This is a genomic window from Streptomyces sp. RK62, assembly GCF_018070255.1.
Taxonomy (GTDB): domain Bacteria; phylum Actinomycetota; class Actinomycetes; order Streptomycetales; family Streptomycetaceae; genus Streptomyces; species Streptomyces nigra.
In genome coordinates this window covers 108579-126894 of sequence record NZ_JAGPYD010000009.1, presented here as the reverse complement: position 1 = coordinate 126894, position 18316 = coordinate 108579, and the positions used below count along the sequence as shown (strand labels likewise).

The following is an 18316-nucleotide window of genomic DNA, read 5'->3' as shown; positions in this document are numbered from 1 at the left end:
TGAGCTGATCGGACTCCACTTGTGTTCGGAGCTCTTAGACTGGAAGCTTCGCGGAAGCCACACGCGGCCGCCACGGGGGAGGGAGCGCGTCTTGTCCCAACAGCAGTTAGGACGCGGCCCGTTGAGATCCCGTCGCCCCGGTCCCGCCCCTCCCGCCGCCGACGGTGAGGACCCGGCCGGCTCGCCGCCGGCCCGTTTCGTCGGCTGGCTCGGCGGACTCGGCGCGGCGGCCGCCGGATATGCCGTCTTCCAGGCCCTGTTCGGGGTGCTGCCGGACTCGCTGGACGGCTCCGCGGCCCGCTATCTGATCTCCGGGGTCAGCGGCCTCGGCACCTTCGTCGCCGTCTGGCTGGCGGCGGCCCTGCTGCGCGCCCGGGCCGCGGCGGGCGACCGGGGCGGCAGCGGCCCTGACCTTCCGGGCACGGGCGCGTCCGGCCCGCTCCCGCAGGTGTTCGCCTCCGCGTACAACGCCCTCGTCGAGCAGGTGTGCGTCGTGGAGGACCCGCGGCGCGGGCGCCTCACCGGCTGGCCGCACTCCCTCGGCGAGAGCACCCCGTCCTGGCCGACGTCCGTGGGCACCGCGTACGGCCTGCACATGATGCTCGACCTCGGGATGCCCGACGGGCGGCTGAGCACCGGCGAGCTGGTGGACACGCTGTGGCGGCTGCGGCTGCCCGAGGGCGGCTGGTCGGCGCGCTCCCAGGGCTCCCAGGCGCGTCCCGAGGTCACCGCGCTGGTGCTGGGCGCGCTGGCCCGCGCGGGGGTGCCGGCCGACCGGCTGGGCGCCGAGGTGGACCTCTGCACGGCCGGCTTCACCCGGGAGCTGGACCGCGCGGGCTGGGAGTCCACGCATGTGGTGACGACCGTGCTGCGCGGGCTGCTGCGGGCCGCGCCCGGCTCCCCGCTGCTGTCCCTGCTGCGCGAAGCCCTCGCGGACGGCGCGATCAGCGACGGGCGCCGGGACCATCTGCGCTGCTGGGGCTACCGGCTGCAGCCGCCGTACGGCAGGCCGTCGCCGCTGCACACCGCGCAGGCCGTGGTCGCCCTGGACCGGGCGGCGCTAGTCCTGGGCGAGGACGCCGACGCGCGGGGCGAGCGGGCGCGGACCGCGCGCGAGGACGGCATCCGCTGGCTGCTGGCCTGCCCGGACGCACCGCACGACACCTGCCCCGACCTGGAGAACCTGCACGAGGAGGTGCGCCGCCCGCGTACCGACGACCCGTCCCGGCACGAGGTGCTGAGCGTGCGCCACTTCACCGCGTCCTGGCTGGTGCGCGCCCTTCTGACGCCGGGTGCCGTGGCCGTCGCGCGGGCCGAGGGCCTGGAGGCCGAGTGGCGGGTCCGGCTGGACGGGGCGCTGGCCGCGGTGTGGGCCGGGCAGCGGGGCGGTGTCTGGGTGTGGGGGCGCGGCGGCGACGGCACCGAGCTGCGCCGGCCCATGTGGATGACGTATCAGGGCCTTTCGGCGCTGCGCGCCCATGCCGTATGGATGTATCAGCCACGCGGATGAGCCGCTGCGGTACGGGAGGACGGGTGCATGGGTGGTCGGCGGGTGCGGGCGGCACGGCGGTTGCTGGCGGAGGCGCTGGACGGCGAGCTGCCCGAGCACGAACAGGCGGCGGCCGCCCGCCGGGTCGTCGGTGAACTCGGCGCGGACGGCGCCCTGTCGGCGCTCGTCGCCGAACTGGCCTCCGGCGCGGGCGATCCGGAGGGCACGGCCCGGCTGTCGTACCGGCATGTGCTGGGCTTCGACAAGCTGCTGCTGATCGACGCGGGGCCGCGGCACATGCTGCGCGCGCATGTGTGGCATCCGGACGCGGGGACGATCGGCAAGGAAGACATCCACAACCACCGCTCATCGCTGGCCTCTTATGTGGTGCGGGGCCGGCTGGCGATGGAGCTGTACGAGGTGTCCGGCGACGGCGGCGGTCTCACGGCGGCCCGCTACGAGGAGTCGCTGGCGCACGGCTCGGCGGACTGGACGCTGGCGGCGGCGGGCGAGGCGCGGCTGCGGCTGACGCACACCGGCCAGTACGCGGAGGGCAGTTCGTACGCGCTGCCCGCGCACACCCTGCACCGGGCCTGGTGCGACACGGACGAGCCGACGGTGACGCTGTTTCTGGAGACGGGGGCCGGACGGCGGCGGCACACCGACGTGTTCACGGCGGCGGGCCCGCATCCGGGCGCGGTGGCGAAGGTGCCGCTGGCGGTGCCGGAGTATCTGGCGGCGCTGGGCGCGCTGGCGGACCGCCTCAGGTCGCGCTGAAGGCCTGCTGGACGACGTCGAGGTTGTACGCGTCGACGTCGACCGTCGTCAGCTCGGCGCGGCTCAGCCAGACGGAGTCCTGGTCGGGCTCGGGCAGGGTGATCGCCGAAGTCAGCGGGCGGACCAGGAAGTTGTCCTGCCAGTTCTTGATCTCGTGGCCCCGGTACTCGCTGAGGAAGGACGACTCGCCGACCTTGCGGACGACCTCGCCGAGCAGGCCGGTCTCCTCCTTGAGCTCCCGCAGCGCGCCGTCCTCGGGGAGCTCGCCGGGCTCCAGCTTTCCGCAGGGAACACCCCAGACCCGGGGCAGGAACCGCTCCTTGACGCTGCGGCGGACCAGGAGGACCCGCCGGTCCTCGTCCATCACGACGGCGGCCGCCAGTCGCCTGTCGCCGGGGATGTCCATGGTCATGGTTCCTCGGTCCCTCGCCGGTGATGAGTCCAAAGGGTCTGATACCCGGGAAAGCTTCAAGGCTAACAGGGGCTCACCGCACGCCGCCGTGTCCCGCGTCACCGCGCCGTCCCAGCTTCTCGACATCCCGGTACGAGGGGACGGTCCCGGCCAGGGGCCGTCCGGCCGCGATCGCGCCGACCGCGTCGAGCGCGGCACCCAGGGCCACCCGGTAGAGCAGGGAGCCGAGGCTGACGCGGCGGACGCCGAGTTCAGCAAGGCGGGGGAGCCCGGGTCCGGCCGGGCTGTGCAGGACGTTCAGGGGGACGTCGAGATCCTTCACCAGGGCGGCGATCTCCCGGGCGTCGGTCAGCCCGGGCACGAACGCCCCGTCGGCGCCCGCCTCCCGGTAGGCGTCGAGCCGGCGCCTCGGGTCCTCGCTCCCGTCGCCCAGCCAGTGGGTGTCGGTACGGGCGTTGACGAAGAGACCGGGGACGGCGGCCTTGACCGCGGCGATCTTCACCGCGTGCCGGACGGGGTCGCCCAGCCGGTCCTCCAGATTGACGCCGACGGCTCCGACGGCGGCGAGCTGCCGGGCGAACGCGGCCACCTCCTCGGGGTCGTCGCTGTAGCCGTCCTCCGCGTCGACGGAGAGCAGGTAGGGCCCGGAGCCGAGCACGAGGGCGAGGCGCAGGGTCTCGTCGCGGGTGGCGGAGGAGCCGTCGGGCAGCCCGGCGGCAGCGGCGGCCCCCAGACTCGTCGTGCCGACCGCCGGGAAGCCCCGGGCGGCCAGGGCGGAGGCGGAGGCGTGGTCCCAGGCGTTGGGCAGCAGCAGGGGGGCGTCACCGTGGTGGAGCGCGGCGAACGGGGTCGTCGACGTCATACGGGGAACGCTAGGGCCCGATCGGTTCGGCCCCGGCCGAAGTGTCGACCACCGGGCACTCCCGCGCCGGCCGGACCCGCATCCGGCGGCCACTGCTCCACCGGACATCCACCGTGCCGTCCCCGGACGGCCGAACGGACACCAGATCGGTCAGCGGGCCGGGATCGGTCTCGGCTGTGAGACGGGCCAGGACGGCGAACAGGGTGGACCCGGCGGACGTCACCCCGGTCGGCTCACCCTCCCCCGACATGCCTAGCACCGGCACGAGTTCGGACCGCAGCCCGCCGGACGCGGCCCACCCGGTCACCCGTACCTCCGTCCCGGGCGGCGCGCCCGTGACCTCGTGGATCCGCACCTCGGCCGCGCCCTCCGCCAGCACCACACTGGTGACACGGACCCCGTCGCCGACCGAGTGCCGGGACGCCGCCCAGCCGTCGCCCACCCCGAGCGGCACGATGTCCGTACGGCGTGGATCGCCGCCGACGATCACGGAGTTGTCGTACGACGGTGAGGGCGCCGTGGCCGTGGAGTAGGCGAGCCGCGTGTAGTACGGGTCGTAGCGGACGTCCTCGCTGCCGTGGTTGTGCAGCCGGACCAGCCCGTCCGAACGCGTGGCCTGCAGCAGCCAGTTGGGGGCGGCGAGGGCGGTGACGGCGTCCTCGCGCTCGACGGGCGCGAGTTCCTCCACCGCCGTCCACACCGGGTGGCCGGCCGGGAGCAGCAGGCCGAGGAAGCCCTTGCTCGCCCAGTACGGGGACGCGGGCCCCGAATACCCTTGCAGAACCGTGGAGTCGGGGCCGTGCCAGCCGAGCGTCAGCAGGCCCTTCTCGTCCACCGCGCCGCGCTCCAGGAAGTAGGTCAGCGCGCCGGACGCCAGGCGTCGGGTGACACCTGGCGCGAGGGGCGTGTGCCCGGTGAGCGCGCCCAGGCACAGCGGGGCCGCCGTGGCGAACCGGTAGGTCAGGGAGCGACCCTGGCGCATCGGGGCACCGTCGCCGCCGAACAGACGGGCGTAGTCGGCCAGATGGCGGGACAGCCGGCCGCCGTACAGGTCGAGGAGGGCGGCGTCACCGGCCAGCCAGGCGTGCAGCACCGGGTAGAGGTGCATGGCCCAGCCGTTGTAGTAGTCGAACTTGCGGCCGTCGCCGTCCGTGTACCAGCCGTCGCCGACGTACCAGTCCTCGATGCGGGCCAGGCCCCGGTCGATCGCCGTACGGGACGCCTCGGACGCGTGCCCGATCTCCTGGAGGAAGCCGCCGACCGTCACCGGGAACAACTCCCAGTTGCAGGGCCAGGGTTCGGCGGTCAGCGCGTCGCCGAGCCATGCGGCCGCCCGCTGCCGCACCCCGTCCGGCAACCGGTCCCACAGCAGGGGCCGGGTGAGCCTCAACGCGAGCGCGATCGACGCGGCCTCGACGAGCGGCTGTCCCCGGTCCTCGATCCGGGGCCACACCCCGGAGACGCCGGCCGCGAGTCCGTCGGCGTAACGCTCCAGCACGGTCTCGTCCCGGCGGAAGGCCGCGAGGAGCAGGGTGCGGGCGTAGCCCTCCAGGCCGTCGGAGAGCCGGCCGGACCAGCTCGGGCGGTCGCCGGGCAGGTGGTAGAGGGCGCGGTCGCCGGTGGCGTACGGCTCGACGGCGGCGAGCAGGGAGTCGGCCGTCGCCTCCCAGTGGGCGCGGGTGCGACCGGTGTAGGGGCTGAGGGCGGGGTCCCCGTCCAGCGGGACGTCGGGCGACGGCGGCATGGCTCTCCCGGCTCGTGGGCTGGTCTACGGTCGTACGCCGGGGGGCTCCTTCCGGCGACGGGAACAAGACCCCCACGCCCCCATCCCACCCGCACCCACCCCCACCGCGCCAGACCCCCTCCCGCCCCGCGTTCGACTACCGTCACGTGCATGAACGGCACGCCGACCCTCGCCGAGGCCCTCGCTACGGGCACCGTCGTGCTCGACGGAGGACTGTCCAACCAGCTCGAGGCCCAGGGACACGACCTGAGCGACGAGCTGTGGTCGGCGCGGCTGCTCGCGGAGGAGCCCGGGGCGATCGTCGAAGCCCACCTCGCGTACTTCGAGGCGGGCGCGGACGTGGCGATCACCGCCGGCTACCAGGCGACCTTCGAGGGCTTCGCGCGGCGCGGAGTGGACCGGGAGCGGGCCGCCGGGCTGATCGCGTCGAGCGTGGAGCTGGCGCGTGAAGCGGCGCGGCGGGCGCGGGCGCGCGGAATCGGCCGTCCGCTGTGGGTGGCGGCGTCGGCCGGACCGTACGGGGCGATGCTCGCGGACGGCTCGGAGTACCGGGGGCGGTACGGGCTGAGCGTGGCGGAGCTGGAGCGGTTCCACCGGCCCCGGCTGGAGGTCCTCGCCGGGGCCCGGCCCGACGTGCTCGCGCTGGAGACGGTCCCGGACACCGACGAGGCCGAGGCGCTGCTGCGGGCGGTGCGCGGGCTGGGCGTCCCGGCCTGGCTGTCGTACACGGTCAGCGGCGACCGCACCCGCGCCGGGCAGCCGCTGGAGGAGGCGTTCGGGCTCGCCGCCGGCGCCGACGAGGTGATCGCGGTCGGGGTGAACTGCTGCGCCCCGGAGGACGTCGAGGGTGCCGTCGCGATCGCCGCCCGGGTGACGGGCCTTCCGGTGGTCGCCTACCCGAACAGCGGCGAGTCCTGGAACGCGACGACCCGAGCCTGGGACGGCCGAGCCACCCTCTCCCCCGCCCTGGCCAGGCAGTGGCGTGCATCGGGCGCCCACCTGATCGGCGGCTGCTGCCGCGTGGGCCCCCCGACGATCACGGCCCTCTCCCGAACGCTGACCCCTGGGGCGTGACGTCCCGCCCTCAGTGCCGCCGGACCGCCCCCGGCAGGCGCAGACGGCGGACGACCGCTCGCATCTCGGTGCCCCGGGCCGGGGTGCCGTTGGCCGGGGCGGGGGCGGGGTCCGGGGGGTGGGGTGCTGGGGTCCAGAGGGACAGTTCGGCGTCGCGGGGGCCGAGGTCCGTGCGGGGGGCGCCGTCGCCGAAGACGCGGACCGGGTGGGTCGCGTCCCAGGGCTGCCAGCCGGGGTCGCCGTCCGTCGCGAACCGCACCCACGTCCCGTGCATCTCGTCGGCGAGCGACTGCGGCGCGCCCTCGCCGGCGAGTCTGCGGGACTCGGGGGCCTCCCCGGTGTCGAAGACGAAGCCCAGTTCCAGCGCGTGGCAGGAGCCCAGGCCGGGCAGGTTGGAGGGCCAGGCGAACTCGTACATGTACGACGATCCGGGGCGGGCGTCGGCCAGGCGGTGCAGGGGGCGGCGCAGCAGGTGGTCGGTGACCATCTGGCCGACCGTCTCGGCGGTGCCGGCCTCCGGGTGCAGCGCGCGGTAGCCGCGCGGGACGTCGGAGCCGACGTGGCAGCGGGCCATGGCTCCGGCGAGGGCGACCGCGCCGAGCCGGTCGACGCGCTCCAGCAGCCCGCCGGGCACCAGCCACAGCCGGTACTCGTCCCTGGTCCAGCCCATCATCAGCTCGACGCCCGCCGCCGCGCCGCCGTCGGTCAGCGCCTCCAGCGGGTCGCGGGGCACGAGGTCGCCGTCGACGACGATCCCGAAGGCCGGGCCGCCTAGCACGGGCGAGCTGAGCCGGCCCACCTCGCCCTGGATGCGCAGCAGCAGCTCGCGGTCGACCTCGGCGAACGCGGCGGCGGTCGCCGGGATCTTCAGCCGGGTCGCCATCCGGCGCACCATGCGGCGCACCTTGTCCCGTTCGCCGGCCTCGGGCGGCCCGCTCTGCAGGATGGCCCGCCGGACCAGGCCCTGGGCCTGCGGGGCGGCGAGCAGCGCGCCGATGCTGATGGCGCCGGCGGACTGCCCGAACAGCGTGATCCGGTCGGGGTCGCCGCCGAACGCGGCTATGGACGCGTGCACCCACTCCAGCGCGGCCAGCTGGTCGCGCAGGCCCGGGTTGGCGGGGGCGTCCGGGAAGTAGCCGTAGCCCTCGACGCCGAGCCGGTAGTTCACGGAGACCATGACGATGCCGTCGCGGGCGAAGGCGCGCCCGTCGTAGACCGGCACCGCGGAGGAGCCGCGGGTGAGGGCGCCGCCGTGCAGCCACAGCATGACGGGCAGCCGGGCGCCGGGGGCCGGGTCGGGCGTCCAGACGTTGAGGTTGAGACAGTCGTCGCCGGGCACGGTCGGGTCGGACAGATACTGGGCGAACGCCTCGGAGTAGGGCGGCTTCGGCGCGGTCGGGCCGAAGGCGAGCGCGTCCCGCACGCCGTCCCACGGCTCGGGCGGCTCCGGCGGCCGGAACCGGCGGGGGCCGAAGGGTGGTGCCGCGTACGGGATGCCCCGGAACACGGCGACGCCGTCCTCGTATCCGCCCCGTACCGCGCCGTGGGGCGTGCTCACCACAGGGTCCGTCCGGAGTGCCGTCATCCGTCCACCAGCCTCCTCCACCGCGCTTGTGCACCGTGAAGATCAGAGCACCTCATTGTGGCCGGATATTCCATCGGACGGGGGCCGAACAGGGCCGTTCGGCGTAGGTCGCGGGGTGGGGGCGCCGCGTTGGACCGGCCGGGTGGTCGCGGCGCCGCTCGGCACGTGTGCCCTGGTGGCGGGGGTGATCGCTGCTAGCTTCGCGAGCTGTCGAGGGGCCCGTGTGCCGCCGTGCCGAGCCAGGCCGGGGCCCGCCCCGTGAGCTGAGGCGAGGGAGACGGGTATGAGCGAAGAGCGGGACGAGCCGGCGGTGGCCCCGTTCAGGCGCAGGAGTTTCCTGGCGTCGGCCGCGCTGGCGGCCGGAGCGCCGGCCGCGGTCGCCGGGACAGCGCAGACGGCCCACGCCGCGCCCCTGGAGACGGCCGCCGCCACGGCCCGGCTCGGGTCGGTGGCCCGGCTGATGGCCGTCCCGGAGGACGGCCGCGACATCGACTGGCTGCGGTCCGCGCTGCAGGTCGCCATCGCCCTGGAGCTCGCCACGATCCCGCCCTATCTGTGCGGCTGGTGGTCGGTGAAGAACCCGCGCCACGAGGTGGCGCGGATGATCCGGCGCATCGTCGGCGACGAGATGTACCACCTGGGCATCGTGTGCAACCTGCTGGTCGCGATCGGCGGCCGGCCGCAGGTCAAGGCGGCCGCGCCGGTCTACCCGGGGCCACTGCCCGGCGGGGTGCGCGCGGGCGTGAACGTCTATCTGTCGGGGCTCGGCAGGGACTACGTCCGGGACGTGATGATGGCCATCGAGGCGCCCGAGGAGCCGCTGGTCCGCAGCGCCCCGGCGTCCCCCACGGTCGGCGAGTTCTACGAGGGCCTGCTGGGCGCGTTCACGTCGGTGCGGCCGGAGCTGTCGGTGCGGGGGCAGGTGTCCCAGCGCATCGACTCCGACGAGCTGCGGCCCGTGCGGACGCTGGACGACGTCGAGCACGACATCGAGGTGATCAGGGAGCAGGGCGAGGGCACGGCCGCCTCGCCGAACGACTCGTTCTCGCAGGACGCCCCCGCGCACTACTACGCGTTCGGAGAGATCTACCACGGGCGTGAGCTGCGGCAGACCGCCGAGGGCTGGGCCTACACCGGCCCCGCGGTGCCGTTCCCGGACGTGCGTCCCATGGCGCCGGTCCCGGCGGGCGGCTGGCCCCGCGCCTCGGTGCACGTCGGAGGCACGCTGTTCCGCTTCGACGCCATGTACAGCACGGTGCTGGACTCCCTCGACGACGCCTGGGCGGGCGGTGGGCACCGCAGTCTGGGCGCCGGCATCCGCACCATGCGCGGTCTGGCGCAGCCGGCGCTGGAGCTGATGGAGACCCCGCTCCCGGACGGCCGCGGCAACTACGGCCCCCAGTTCCACGCCCTCCCCCGGCCCGGCCGCTAGGTCGTGTCCGCCGCCCACCCGATCCCGCCCCGCAGATGCGCGCGGAAGGCGGGGTCGTCGTACAGCTCGGCCGCGTGGCCGAGGGCCGTGTAGAAGACCCGCCCGGCGCCGTGCTCTCGGCACCAGGCGAGCGGATGGTCGTCGCCCATGCCGCCTCCGTCGTACGACGACTCGTCGGCGGAGGCCAGGACCCGGACGGCGCCCCGGGGGCTGCGGCGGAAGTCGTACCACTCGTCGGTGAGTTCCCAGACGGGCGGCAGATGCCGGGTGGCGGGGTGGTCGTGGTCCTCGACGACCACCTTGCCGGGCTGGTACGCGGGGTGCCGGTCGAAGCGGGCGCCGAGGAGGTCGCCGTAGGCGGGCCAGCCGTACTCGGTGCAGGCGGCCGCGTGGATGCCGGCGAAGCCGCCGCCGGAGCCGATGTGGGCGAGGAGCCGTTCGCGTCCGGCGGGGGTGAGCACGTCGCCGCTGGTGGAGAGGAAGACGACGGCCGCGTAGCCGTCGAGGGGGCGTTCGAGGGCCGCCGGGTCCTCGGTGTGGTCCACCGTGAAGCCGCCGAGCGTGCGCAGTGCCTCCACCCCGGCCGGGATGGACGCGTGCCGGTAGTCGGTGGTGCGGGTGAAGACGAGGAGTCGTACGGCCATGCGGTCCAGCGTAGACGGCGGTCCGCCCGGCCGTCCCGCTGTGAACTCCCGGCGCGGGCGGGGGTGTTCCCCCGGAACGGGCGCACTGCGTAGCCTCGGCCGGGATGAATGCCATTCCCCCGTTCCTGGATCATCTCGTGCTGGCGACGCGCGATCTCGCCGCCACCCTCGCCGAGTTCACCCGTCGCACGGGGGTGGAGCCGGCCCCCGGCGGGGTGCATGTCGGGCGCGGCACCCGCAACCATCTGGTGGCGCTGGGCGGTTCGAGCTATCTGGAGATCATCGGCCCGGACCCGGAGCAGGCCGCTCCGGGGCGACCGCGGCCCTTCGCGTCCCTCGGGCTCACCACCGCCCGCGCCCTCACCTGGGCGATCGCCCCGCCCGACCTGGACGCGGCGATCGCGGCCGCGCGGGCCCAGGGGTACGACCCGGGCCCGGCGAAGCCGATGAGCAGGCGCCTGCCCGACGGCACGCTGCTGCGGTGGCGGCTCACGGACGGCGAGGACGCCGACCCGTCCGGTCTGGTGCCCTTCCTGATCGACTGGGGCGACTCGCCCCATCCCACGGCCGCCGGGCTGCCGCTCACTCCGCTGCTGTCGATGTCGGGGAGCGCGCCCGACCCGGAGGCGGTCCGGCGGCCGGTGCGCTCGCTCGGCACCGATCTCGCGCTGACGGTGGGCCCGGTCGGGCTCTCCTTCACGCTGGACACCCCCAAGGGGCCGGTCACCTTCCACTGACCGCTTCCGGTGTCCGTTTTCTTCAAGACGGGCCCCTCCCCCGGTCCCTACGGTGACCGCATGACTCCACGATTCGATGCCGTCGGCCTCGTCGTCTCCGACATGGCCGCCTCCGTCGCCTTCTACCGGCGTCTGGGATTCCCGTTCCCCGAGGGCGCCGAGCACGAGCCGCACGCCGAGGCCGCGCCGCCCGGCGGGGTACGGCTGCTGCTCGACACCGAGGACACGGTCCGGTCCTTCCATCCGGAATGGCGGTCGCCGACCGGGGACGGCCGGGCCGCGCTGGCGCTGCGGTGCGACGGTCCGGCCGAGGTGGACGCGGTGTACGAGGACATGGTGGGCGCGGGGTACGACGGCGCGCTCAAGCCGTGGGACGCCTTCTGGGGGCAGCGCTACGCCGTGGTGCGGGACCCGGACGGCAACGGCGTGGACCTGTTCGCGCCGCTACCCGCCGAGTAGTCCGCCGAGGGTCAGTCCCGTCAGCTCCCTGACGTCACGGGCGAGGTGGGCCTGGTCGGCGTAGCCCGCGCGGGCCGCGGTGTCCGCGTACGGCACGCCGGAGCGGGCCAGCCGCAGGGCGCGCTGGAGCCGCAGGATCCGGGCCAGGGTCTTGGGGCCGTACCCGAAGGCGGCCAGTGAGCGGCGGTGCAACTGCCGGGCTCCGAGCCCCAGTTCACCGGCGACGGTGGCGACGGGGCGGCCCGCGCCGAGCGCGGTGACGAGGGGGCGCAGCAGCGGGTCGGGCGGCCGGGTGTCGGCGGCGAGGTCCAGGGCGGCGTCCTCCAGGGCGGTCGCCGGATCGGCCGCCGCTCCGACGCGGGCGCCGAGCCGGCGGGCCCGGGACGCGGGCCACAGGTCGGCGAGGTCGACGCGCCGGTCGCGCAGTTCCTGGGCGGGGACGCCGAGGAGGGCGGGCGCGGTCCCCGGGAAGAACCGGACGCCGCTCCAGGCGCCGGCCGTGCCCTCGGTGAGCTGGGCGTGGGTGTCGGGCCCGGCGACCAGCAGCCGTCCCTCGTGCCACAGCAGGTCCATGCAGCCGTCGGGCAGGACCCGCCCGGTGCCGGAGGCGTCCGGGGTGTTCGTCCAGACGACGGCCCCCGGCAGCCGGGACGCCCGCTCCTCATACACGGGTGCCGACCCGGGCCGGGGCGGGACGCCGCCGGTGCTCCTGCGGGCTCACCCCGTAGACGCGTTTGAAGGCGCCGGACAGCGCGAACGGGCTGCCGTAGCCGACGCGCCGCGCGATGGCCTCCAGGGTGTCGTCGGTGTCGCGCAGCGCGTCCGCGGCGAGCGCCAGCCGCCATCCGGTGAGGTACGTCATCGGCGCCTCCCCCACCAGTTCGGTGAACCGCCGGGACAGCGCGGCACGGGACACCCCGGTCTTCGCGGCGAGCGAGGCGACCGTCCAGGGGTGGGCGGGGTCGTCCTGGAGGAGCCGCAGCGCCCGCCCGACGACCGGGTCGGCCTGTGCCCGGTACCAGCCCGGGGCCTCGGCCTCGGGGCGGGCGAACCACGCCCGGAGCGCGGCGATGACGAGCAGGTCGAGCAGCCGGTCCAGGACGACCTCCTGGCCTGGCGCGTCTCTGGCGATCTCCGTCATCAGGTAGGGGGTGAGCGGGCACTCCCACACGTCGGCGGTGAGGGTCAGCAGCGGGGGCAGGCAGTTCAGCAGCCGTCCGCCGACCTCGCCCTCCCACGGGTAGGTGCCGATGAGCAGGACGGCCGAGCCGTCGGGCCGGTCGCCCCAGGCGCGCACACCGAGGTCCATCGCGCCGTTGAGGGGCCGTCCGTCGGGGTAGCGGCACTCGGCGCCCGGCAGGATCAGGGCCTGCGGCGGGGTGCCGGGGTCGTCGGCGCAGGTGTAGGGGTCGGGGCCGCGGGCGATGGCGAGGTCGCCGGCGCGCAGCCGGACCGGCTCGCCCGCGTCGGGTGTCACCCACGCCTCGCCGCGGACCATGACCATGACGGTGAGCGGGGCGCGGTCCTCGACGCGGACCGACCACGGCGGTTCGAAGCACGCGCGGATCATGAACGCGCCGCGCGCGCGGGGCCCGTCGAGCAGACCGGCAAGGGCGTCCATGCCGTCAGGGTAGACGCCCGCGTATGCGAGTGAGCCGTTCGGCGATGGGCGCCCTGGCAGCGCGGCCGTTGACTGGAGGCATGACATGGAACGAGGAGAACGCGGCCGTGACGGCCGGTGGGAACGGGACGACCGTGGTGGTGACCGGGGCGTCGGGGCGTACGGGAAGCAGGGTGGCCCGCGCGGCGGGTGCGGCGGGGTTCACCGTCCGGGCGGCGTCCCGGGCGCGGGGCTTCGACTGGGGCGACGCCTCGACGTGGGAGCGGACCCTGCGGGGCGCGGACGCGGCCTATCTGATGTACCCGACCGACATCGGCGACCCTGCGGCGGCCGAGGGGATCGGGGCGCTGGCGAGTGAGGCGGCAGGGCTCGGGGTGCGGCGGCTGGTGCTGCTGTCGGCGCGCGGCGAGGACCAGGCGCTGCCCGCGGAGGAGGCGCTGAAGGGGTCCGGCGCGGACTGGACGGTCGTACGGGCCTCGTGGTTCGCGCAGAACTTCAGCGAGGGGCCGCTGGTGGAGGGGATCGCGCACGGGGAGCTGGTGTTCCCGGCCGGTGAGGTGCGGGAGCCGTTCGTCGACGTCCGGGACATCGCGGACGTGGTGACGGCGGTGCTGGCGGACGGCGACCGGTACACGGGGCGGACGCTGCGGCTGACCGGGCCGCGCCTGCTGACCTGGCGGGAGGCGGTCGCGGAGATCGCGGCGGAGACGGGGCGCGCGATCACGTACACGCCGGTGCCCGCCCCGGCCTACGGGGAGGCGCTGACCGGGTTCGGGGTGCCGGCCGGGGAGGCGGCCCTGCTGGTGGAGATCTTCGAGACCCTCCTGGACGGACGCAACGCGCACCTCACGGACGACGTGCGCGAGGTGCTCGGCCGGGCCCCGCGCGACTTCTCCGCCTTCGTGCGGGAGGCCGCGGCGGCGGGGGCCTGGCGCATCTGACCGACGGCCTTCTAGGAGCTGCCGTTCTTCTTGTGCGGCGGGTGGTGGTGCGGGTTCTTCACATGGGTGCGCAGCCGGGACGTGACGTCCTCAGGGGGGAGGAAACGGGACCAGCGTTCGGGGAACTCGGACGGCATGTCCGGGTCGTCGGGGTCCGGTTCCAGACCGGCGGCCGCGCGTGCCACGTACTCGGCGACCTGGGCCTCGCGCACCCGCTCGTTGGCCTCGCGGGCCGCGGCGGTGGCGGCGGCCGGCCAGACCCGGTCGATCGCGGCGTTGACCGCGGCCCCGACGAGCACGGCGAACGCGGACACACCGATCCACAGCAGGACGGCGACGGCCGCCGCGAGCGAGCCGTAGATGGTGGCGCCCTCGATGGTGCTGGTGAGGTAGATGCGCAGCAGGAAGCTGCCGAGCACCCACATGGCGAGGGCGACGAGGGCGCCGGGCACGTCCTCGATCCACGGCGAGCGCACCGGCACGGACACGTGGTACAGCGTCGTCAGGAACGCGACCGACAGGACGATCACGACGGGCCAGTACAGGACCTGCACCACGGTCTCCGACCAGGGCAGGATCCGCACCACGGCGTCCGGCCCCGCCACCATCAGCGGCAGCGCCACCGAGCCGATCAGCAGCGCGGCGAGGAACAGCAGGAACGCCACCAGCCGGGTCTTGACGATGCCGCGCACCCCGTCGAGGCCGTACATCACGGTGATCGTGTCTATGAAGACGTTCACCGCGCGCGACCCGGACCACAGGGCGAACAGGAAGCCGACCGAGATGACGTCGGGGCGGCCGCCCTTCATCACGTCGTCCAGGATCGGCTGGGCGATCTCGCGCACGCCCTTGTCGGACAGGACGGTGCGGGAGGCCTCCAGGAGGTTGGACTCCAGACTGGTGATGGTGTCGGTGCCGGTCCAGTCGTCGACGTAGCCGAGGAGGCCGATGAGGCTGAGCAGCAGCGGCGGGACGGACAGCAGCGTGAAGAACGCGGCCTCCGCCGCGAGCCCCAGGATGCGGTACTCGATGCACGAGTTGACCGTGTCCTTCAGCAGCAGCCAGGCAGTCCTGCGCTTCGAGACGTTCCGGTAGAGGGCACGCGCCCGGTGGAGACGGCCGGAGGGCTGCTCGGGGGATTCACTTGCTGGCTGCACGAACCAAAGGTATCCGCCGCGCGCGGGCGCTCTCATCGGGGAGCCCGGCGCGGGCGGCGGCGGGCCGTGTCAGGGTGGGGAGCACGGCGCCGCGGAGGGATAGGTTCACCGGCATGGCAGGCAGCACTCACAGCGTGACCAACCAGCCCCCGCCCCTGACCGGGTACGACGCCTACACCGCGGACCGGGCCCTGGTGGAGGCCGTCGAACGGCATCTGCCGCCCGAGCTGCGCGACGAGGCCGACGGGGAGCTGTCGGCGCTGGGACGGGCGTGCGGATCGGCGCAGGTGCAGGAGTGGGGGGTGCAGGCGAACGAGAACCCGCCCCGGCTGCGCACCCACGACCGCTACGGCCACCGGATCGACGAGGTCGACTTCCATCCGTCCTGGCACCGGCTGCTCGGCAAGGGTGTCTCGGCGGGCCTGACCGCCGCGTGGACCCGGCCCGGCGGGCAGGTGCGGCGGGCGGCGGCGTTCGTCCTGTGGACGCAGGTGGACGCCGGGAACTGCTGTCCGCTGTCCATGACCCACGCGGCGGTCCCCGCGCTGCGCACCGATCCCGAGCTGGCCGCCGAGTGGGAGCCGCTGCTGACGTCCATGGTCTACGACCGTGGGCTGCGGCCCGCGGCCGGCAAGGCCGGCGCGCTGTTCGGGATGGGGATGACGGAGAAGCAGGGCGGCAGCGACGTCCGCGCCAACACGACCCGGGCCGTCCCGCTCGCCGAGTCCGGCACCTACGCGCTGACCGGGCACAAGTGGTTCTGCTCGGCGCCGATGTCGGACGCGTTCCTGGTGCTGGCGCAGGCCCCCGGAGGGCTGACGTGCTTCCTGGTGCCACGGGTGCTGGAGGACGGCGGCCGCAACGTGTTCCTGCTCCAGCGGCTCAAGGACAAGCTGGGCAACCGGTCCAACGCGTCCGCGGAGGTCGAGTTCGACGGGACGTGGGCGCGCCGGGTCGGCGAGGAGGGGCGCGGGGTGCGGACCATCATCGGGATGGTCGCGGCGACCCGGCTGGACTGTGTGCTGGGCTCGGCCGGGCTGATGCGGCAGGCGGTGGCGCAGGCCGTCCACCACTGCGCCTACCGGGAGGCGTTCGGCGCGAGGCTCACCGACCAGCCGCTCATGCGCAACGTCCTGGCCGACCTGGCCGTCGAGTCGGAGGCGGCGACCACCCTCGCCCTGCGGCTCGCGGCGGCCTGCGACGACGACGGCGAGCAGGAGCGGGCGCTGCTGCGGATCGCGGTGCCGGCCGCCAAGTACTGGGTGACCAAGCGGTGCGCGCCGGTCGCCGTGGAGGCGGCGGAGTGCCTGGGCGGCAACGGATACGTCGAGGAGTCCCAGCTGCCGCGGCTGGTGCGGGAGTCGCCGCTGAACTCGATCTGGGAGGGTGCGGGCAATGTGCAGGCGCTGGACGTGCTGCGGGTGCTGCGGCGCGAGCCGGCGGCGCTGGACGCGTATCTGCGGGAGGTCGGCCTGGCCCGGGGCGCCGATCACCGCCTGGACGCCGCGATCAGGTCGCTGTTGACGGAACTGGCCGATCTGGAGGGCATCGAGGCGCGTGCCCGGCGCGTGACCGAGCGGCTCGCGCTGGTGCTCCAGGGGGCGCTGCTGGTGCGTTTCGCGCCATCGGACGTCGCCGACGCGTTCTGCGCGACGCGGCTCGGCGGCGACGCGGGCGCGGCGTTCGGGACGCTGCCGCACAGCCTGGCCCGGGAGTCTTTGGTGGAGCGGGCACGGCCGACGCTCTGACCTGTGCGGACGCGAGGCGGGGGTGGTGCTGCGCCGACACGGCACCACCCCCGCTGCCGACCCGTTCGAGGCGGCGGACGCCGCTCGGGACGGCGTCGCTCAAGTCTCGATCAGGCCAGAGCCGTCCACCAGGGTTGCAAGGGGTTGCAACTTGTTGGCGTCTGTGTGCGGACCGTGTCCTTCCATGTGCGATGGGCGGCAGTATGAGACACACACAATGAGACGCACAGTCAGGTTGAGACCTCTTCTGCCGGGAGGACCCTTGGCGCTCTCGCCGACGGACGTGACGCAGCTGGCCGCCGTGGACTCGGCACGCGCCGCGCGCGTGCTCAGCGACGTCCGCGCCGCCACGCTCGCCGGGCGGCCCGCGCCCGTCGCGCCGCGCCCGGTGATCGAGCAGTCCTGGGAGCGGATGCTGCGCAGCGGCGTCGACCCGGACCACGACGTCCGCGCGGGCCTGCTGTCCCGCGAGGAGGTGCAGCGGCGCCGGGAGGAGACCGCGCTGCGGCATGTGCTGCCGGTGCTGCGCGAGGGCCTGCTGTCGGTGGCGGACGTCGCCCACCACATCATGGTCGTCGCCGACCACGAGGGCCGGGTGCTGTGGCGGGAGGGCAGCCCCTCGGTGCTGCGCAAGGCCGACGGGCTCGGCTTCGAACTCGGCGCGGACTGGCGGGAGAGCGTCGTCGGCACCAACGGCGTCGGCACCCCGGCGGTGGTGCGCCGGCCCGTGCAGGTCTTCGCCGCCGAGCACTTCCAGCGTTCGCAGACCTCGTGGACGTGCACGGGCGCGCCCATCACCGATCCGCGGGACGGCCGGCTGATCGGCGTGGTCGACGTCAGCGGGCCGCTGGAGACGATGCATCCGGCGACGCTCGCCTGGGTCGACTCGGTGGCCAAGCTCGCCGAGGCCCGGCTGCGGGAGCTGCACACCGCGTCGCTGGAGCGGCTGCGGGCGGTGGCGGCGCCGGCGCTGGCCCGGCTGACCGGGCGGGCCCTGGTGGTGGACCGGGACGGCTGGACCGCGGCGGTGACCGGGATGCCGTACACCCACCGGATCGCGCTGCCCAAGTCCCCGGCGCCGGGCCGAGGATGGCTGCCGCCGCTCGGGCCGTGCACGATGGAGCCGCTGGCCGGGGGCTGGCTGCTGCGGGCCTGTGACGACCCCGGGGTGCCCGGCGCCACCCGCATCACGCTGGACCTGAGCGAGCCGCGCCGCTGGACGGTGACGGTGTCCGGCGGCGCCGGGACCTGGACCCACGAACTGAGCCCCCGGCACGCCGAGTTGCTCTGCCTGCTGGCGATGGACCGGGGCGGGCGCAGCGCGGCGGGGCTGGCCGAGGACATGTTCGGGGACGCCCGGCGCACGGTGACCGTGCGGGCCGAGATGTCGCGGGTGCGGCGCTATCTCGGGGCGCATCTGGAGCACCGGCCGTACCGCTTCCGGGAGGACGCCGAGGTGGAGGTGCTGCTGCCGGGCGATCCGGGTGCGCTGCTGCCGCACTCCACGGCGCCCGGGATCGCCCGCGCGCGGGGAGCGGGGCACCGGCCGGGATGACCCGTCCATAACCTTCTTGCGCATATTTGCAGGGTCTTCGTCCGCGCGCGTGCCTTCCTGCCGTAGCATCCCTGGTACG

General features: G+C 74.9%; 17 protein-coding genes. 9 read left to right on the top strand and 8 right to left on the bottom strand.

The genetic code is table 11. The annotated features are described in order from the left end of the window. Positions 1-121 precede the first annotated feature (121 nt). On the top strand, positions 122-1510 hold the full coding sequence (locus tag KBY32_RS18765; protein WP_247689671.1) for a hypothetical protein: 1389 nt from the start codon (positions 122-124) through the stop codon (positions 1508-1510). A gap of 27 nt (positions 1511-1537) precedes the next feature. Then, entirely contained in the window at positions 1538-2266 is a 729-nt protein-coding gene (locus tag KBY32_RS18760) for a hypothetical protein (protein WP_210980858.1), read from the top strand. Here the strand turns inward: KBY32_RS18760 and KBY32_RS18755 are convergent. From KBY32_RS18755 to KBY32_RS18745, 3 genes are all read right to left on the bottom strand, one after another. Beyond that, positions 2253-2678, bottom strand: coding sequence for an NUDIX hydrolase (locus tag KBY32_RS18755; protein WP_374224961.1), 426 nt, complete (start codon positions 2676-2678; stop codon positions 2253-2255). The two genes, KBY32_RS18760 and KBY32_RS18755, sit on opposite strands and share 14 nt — an antisense overlap. A gap of 73 nt (positions 2679-2751) precedes the next feature. Further along, positions 2752-3540 carry an isocitrate lyase/phosphoenolpyruvate mutase family protein gene (locus KBY32_RS18750; RefSeq protein WP_210980857.1) on the bottom strand — a complete coding sequence of 263 codons (789 nt, stop codon included), beginning with the start codon at positions 3538-3540 and terminating at the stop codon, positions 2752-2754. A 10-nt stretch (positions 3541-3550) separates the two neighbouring features. After that, complete coding sequence (locus KBY32_RS18745) at positions 3551-5284, bottom strand: DUF2264 domain-containing protein (RefSeq protein ID WP_210980856.1); 1734 nt, start codon at positions 5282-5284, stop codon at positions 3551-3553. A 150-nt stretch (positions 5285-5434) separates the two neighbouring features. Here KBY32_RS18745 and mmuM point away from each other — a divergent pair, with 150 nt between their 5' ends. Beyond that, positions 5435-6358, top strand: coding sequence for a homocysteine S-methyltransferase (gene mmuM, locus KBY32_RS18740; RefSeq protein ID WP_210980855.1), 924 nt, complete (start codon positions 5435-5437; stop codon positions 6356-6358). A gap of 10 nt (positions 6359-6368) precedes the next feature. On the opposite strand, the gene KBY32_RS18735 is transcribed toward mmuM, so the two are convergent. Continuing rightward, on the bottom strand, positions 6369-7943 hold the full coding sequence (locus KBY32_RS18735) for a carboxylesterase/lipase family protein (protein ID WP_210980854.1): 1575 nt from the start codon (positions 7941-7943) through the stop codon (positions 6369-6371). A 283-nt stretch (positions 7944-8226) separates the two neighbouring features. Here KBY32_RS18735 and KBY32_RS18730 point away from each other — a divergent pair, with 283 nt between their 5' ends. After that, positions 8227-9375, top strand: a complete 1149-nt coding sequence (locus tag KBY32_RS18730; protein ID WP_210980853.1) for a ferritin-like protein — start codon at positions 8227-8229, stop codon at positions 9373-9375. Here KBY32_RS18730 and KBY32_RS18725 read toward each other — a convergent pair. Then, positions 9372-10019, bottom strand: a complete 648-nt coding sequence (locus tag KBY32_RS18725; RefSeq protein WP_115504690.1) for a ThuA domain-containing protein — start codon at positions 10017-10019, stop codon at positions 9372-9374. The genes KBY32_RS18730 and KBY32_RS18725 overlap by 4 nt on opposite strands. A 104-nt stretch (positions 10020-10123) precedes the next feature. Between KBY32_RS18725 and KBY32_RS18720 the strand changes: the two genes are divergently transcribed. Continuing rightward, positions 10124-10756 carry a VOC family protein gene (locus tag KBY32_RS18720; RefSeq protein ID WP_210980852.1) on the top strand — a complete coding sequence of 211 codons (633 nt, stop codon included), beginning with the start codon at positions 10124-10126 and terminating at the stop codon, positions 10754-10756. 60 nt (positions 10757-10816) lie between these two features. After that, positions 10817-11215, top strand: coding sequence for a VOC family protein (locus tag KBY32_RS18715; RefSeq protein ID WP_210980851.1), 399 nt, complete (start codon positions 10817-10819; stop codon positions 11213-11215). Here the strand turns inward: KBY32_RS18715 and KBY32_RS18710 are convergent. Both KBY32_RS18710 and KBY32_RS18705 read right to left on the bottom strand, forming a co-directional pair. Continuing rightward, positions 11201-11884: a helix-turn-helix domain-containing protein gene (locus KBY32_RS18710; RefSeq protein WP_210980850.1), complete on the bottom strand. Its 684-nt coding sequence runs from the start codon at positions 11882-11884 to the stop codon at positions 11201-11203. The genes KBY32_RS18715 and KBY32_RS18710 overlap by 15 nt on opposite strands. Next, positions 11877-12836 carry an AraC family transcriptional regulator gene (locus KBY32_RS18705; protein ID WP_210980849.1) on the bottom strand — a complete coding sequence of 320 codons (960 nt, stop codon included), beginning with the start codon at positions 12834-12836 and terminating at the stop codon, positions 11877-11879. Before KBY32_RS18705 ends, KBY32_RS18710 begins: the two co-directional genes overlap by 8 nt. A gap of 80 nt (positions 12837-12916) precedes the next feature. Between KBY32_RS18705 and KBY32_RS18700 the strand changes: the two genes are divergently transcribed. Then, positions 12917-13777: an NmrA family transcriptional regulator gene (locus KBY32_RS18700; protein ID WP_247689670.1), complete on the top strand. Its 861-nt coding sequence runs from the start codon at positions 12917-12919 to the stop codon at positions 13775-13777. An 11-nt stretch (positions 13778-13788) separates the two neighbouring features. Here the strand turns inward: KBY32_RS18700 and KBY32_RS18695 are convergent, their stop codons facing one another. Beyond that, a complete protein-coding gene (locus tag KBY32_RS18695; RefSeq protein WP_210980848.1) occupies positions 13789-14934 on the bottom strand; it encodes a YihY/virulence factor BrkB family protein in 1146 nt (381 codons plus the stop codon). Between the two features lie 113 nt (positions 14935-15047). Between KBY32_RS18695 and KBY32_RS18690 the strand changes: the two genes are divergently transcribed. Together KBY32_RS18690 and KBY32_RS18685 are read left to right on the top strand one after the other, a co-directional pair. Further along, positions 15048-16682, top strand: a complete 1635-nt coding sequence (locus tag KBY32_RS18690; RefSeq protein ID WP_210980847.1) for an acyl-CoA dehydrogenase family protein — start codon at positions 15048-15050, stop codon at positions 16680-16682. A gap of 262 nt (positions 16683-16944) precedes the next feature. Continuing rightward, positions 16945-18237 (top strand): GAF domain-containing protein, encoded by a 1293-nt coding sequence (locus KBY32_RS18685; RefSeq protein WP_210980846.1) that lies wholly within the window; start codon positions 16945-16947, stop codon positions 18235-18237. Positions 18238-18316: the final 79 nt, after the last annotated feature.

What these genes read in the sequence shown, in the direction of transcription:
- KBY32_RS18760 (WP_210980858.1), top strand. Translation starts at nt 1,538, where the DNA reads ATGGGTGGTCGGCGGGTGCGGGCGGCACGGCGGTTGCTGGCGGAGGCG.
- KBY32_RS18755 (WP_374224961.1), bottom strand. Translation starts at nt 2,678, where the DNA reads ATGACCATGGACATCCCCGGCGACAGGCGACTGGCGGCCGCCGTCGTG.
- KBY32_RS18750 (WP_210980857.1), bottom strand. Translation starts at nt 3,540, where the DNA reads ATGACGTCGACGACCCCGTTCGCCGCGCTCCACCACGGTGACGCCCCC.
- KBY32_RS18745 (WP_210980856.1), bottom strand. Translation starts at nt 5,284, where the DNA reads ATGCCGCCGTCGCCCGACGTCCCGCTGGACGGGGACCCCGCCCTCAGC.
- mmuM (WP_210980855.1), top strand. Translation starts at nt 5,435, where the DNA reads ATGAACGGCACGCCGACCCTCGCCGAGGCCCTCGCTACGGGCACCGTC.
- KBY32_RS18735 (WP_210980854.1), bottom strand. Translation starts at nt 7,943, where the DNA reads ATGACGGCACTCCGGACGGACCCTGTGGTGAGCACGCCCCACGGCGCG.
- KBY32_RS18730 (WP_210980853.1), top strand. Translation starts at nt 8,227, where the DNA reads ATGAGCGAAGAGCGGGACGAGCCGGCGGTGGCCCCGTTCAGGCGCAGG.
- KBY32_RS18725 (WP_115504690.1), bottom strand. Translation starts at nt 10,019, where the DNA reads ATGGCCGTACGACTCCTCGTCTTCACCCGCACCACCGACTACCGGCAC.
- KBY32_RS18720 (WP_210980852.1), top strand. Translation starts at nt 10,124, where the DNA reads ATGAATGCCATTCCCCCGTTCCTGGATCATCTCGTGCTGGCGACGCGC.
- KBY32_RS18715 (WP_210980851.1), top strand. Translation starts at nt 10,817, where the DNA reads ATGACTCCACGATTCGATGCCGTCGGCCTCGTCGTCTCCGACATGGCC.
- KBY32_RS18705 (WP_210980849.1), bottom strand. Translation starts at nt 12,836, where the DNA reads ATGGACGCCCTTGCCGGTCTGCTCGACGGGCCCCGCGCGCGCGGCGCG.
- KBY32_RS18700 (WP_247689670.1), top strand. Translation starts at nt 12,917, where the DNA reads ATGACATGGAACGAGGAGAACGCGGCCGTGACGGCCGGTGGGAACGGG.
- KBY32_RS18690 (WP_210980847.1), top strand. Translation starts at nt 15,048, where the DNA reads ATGGCAGGCAGCACTCACAGCGTGACCAACCAGCCCCCGCCCCTGACC.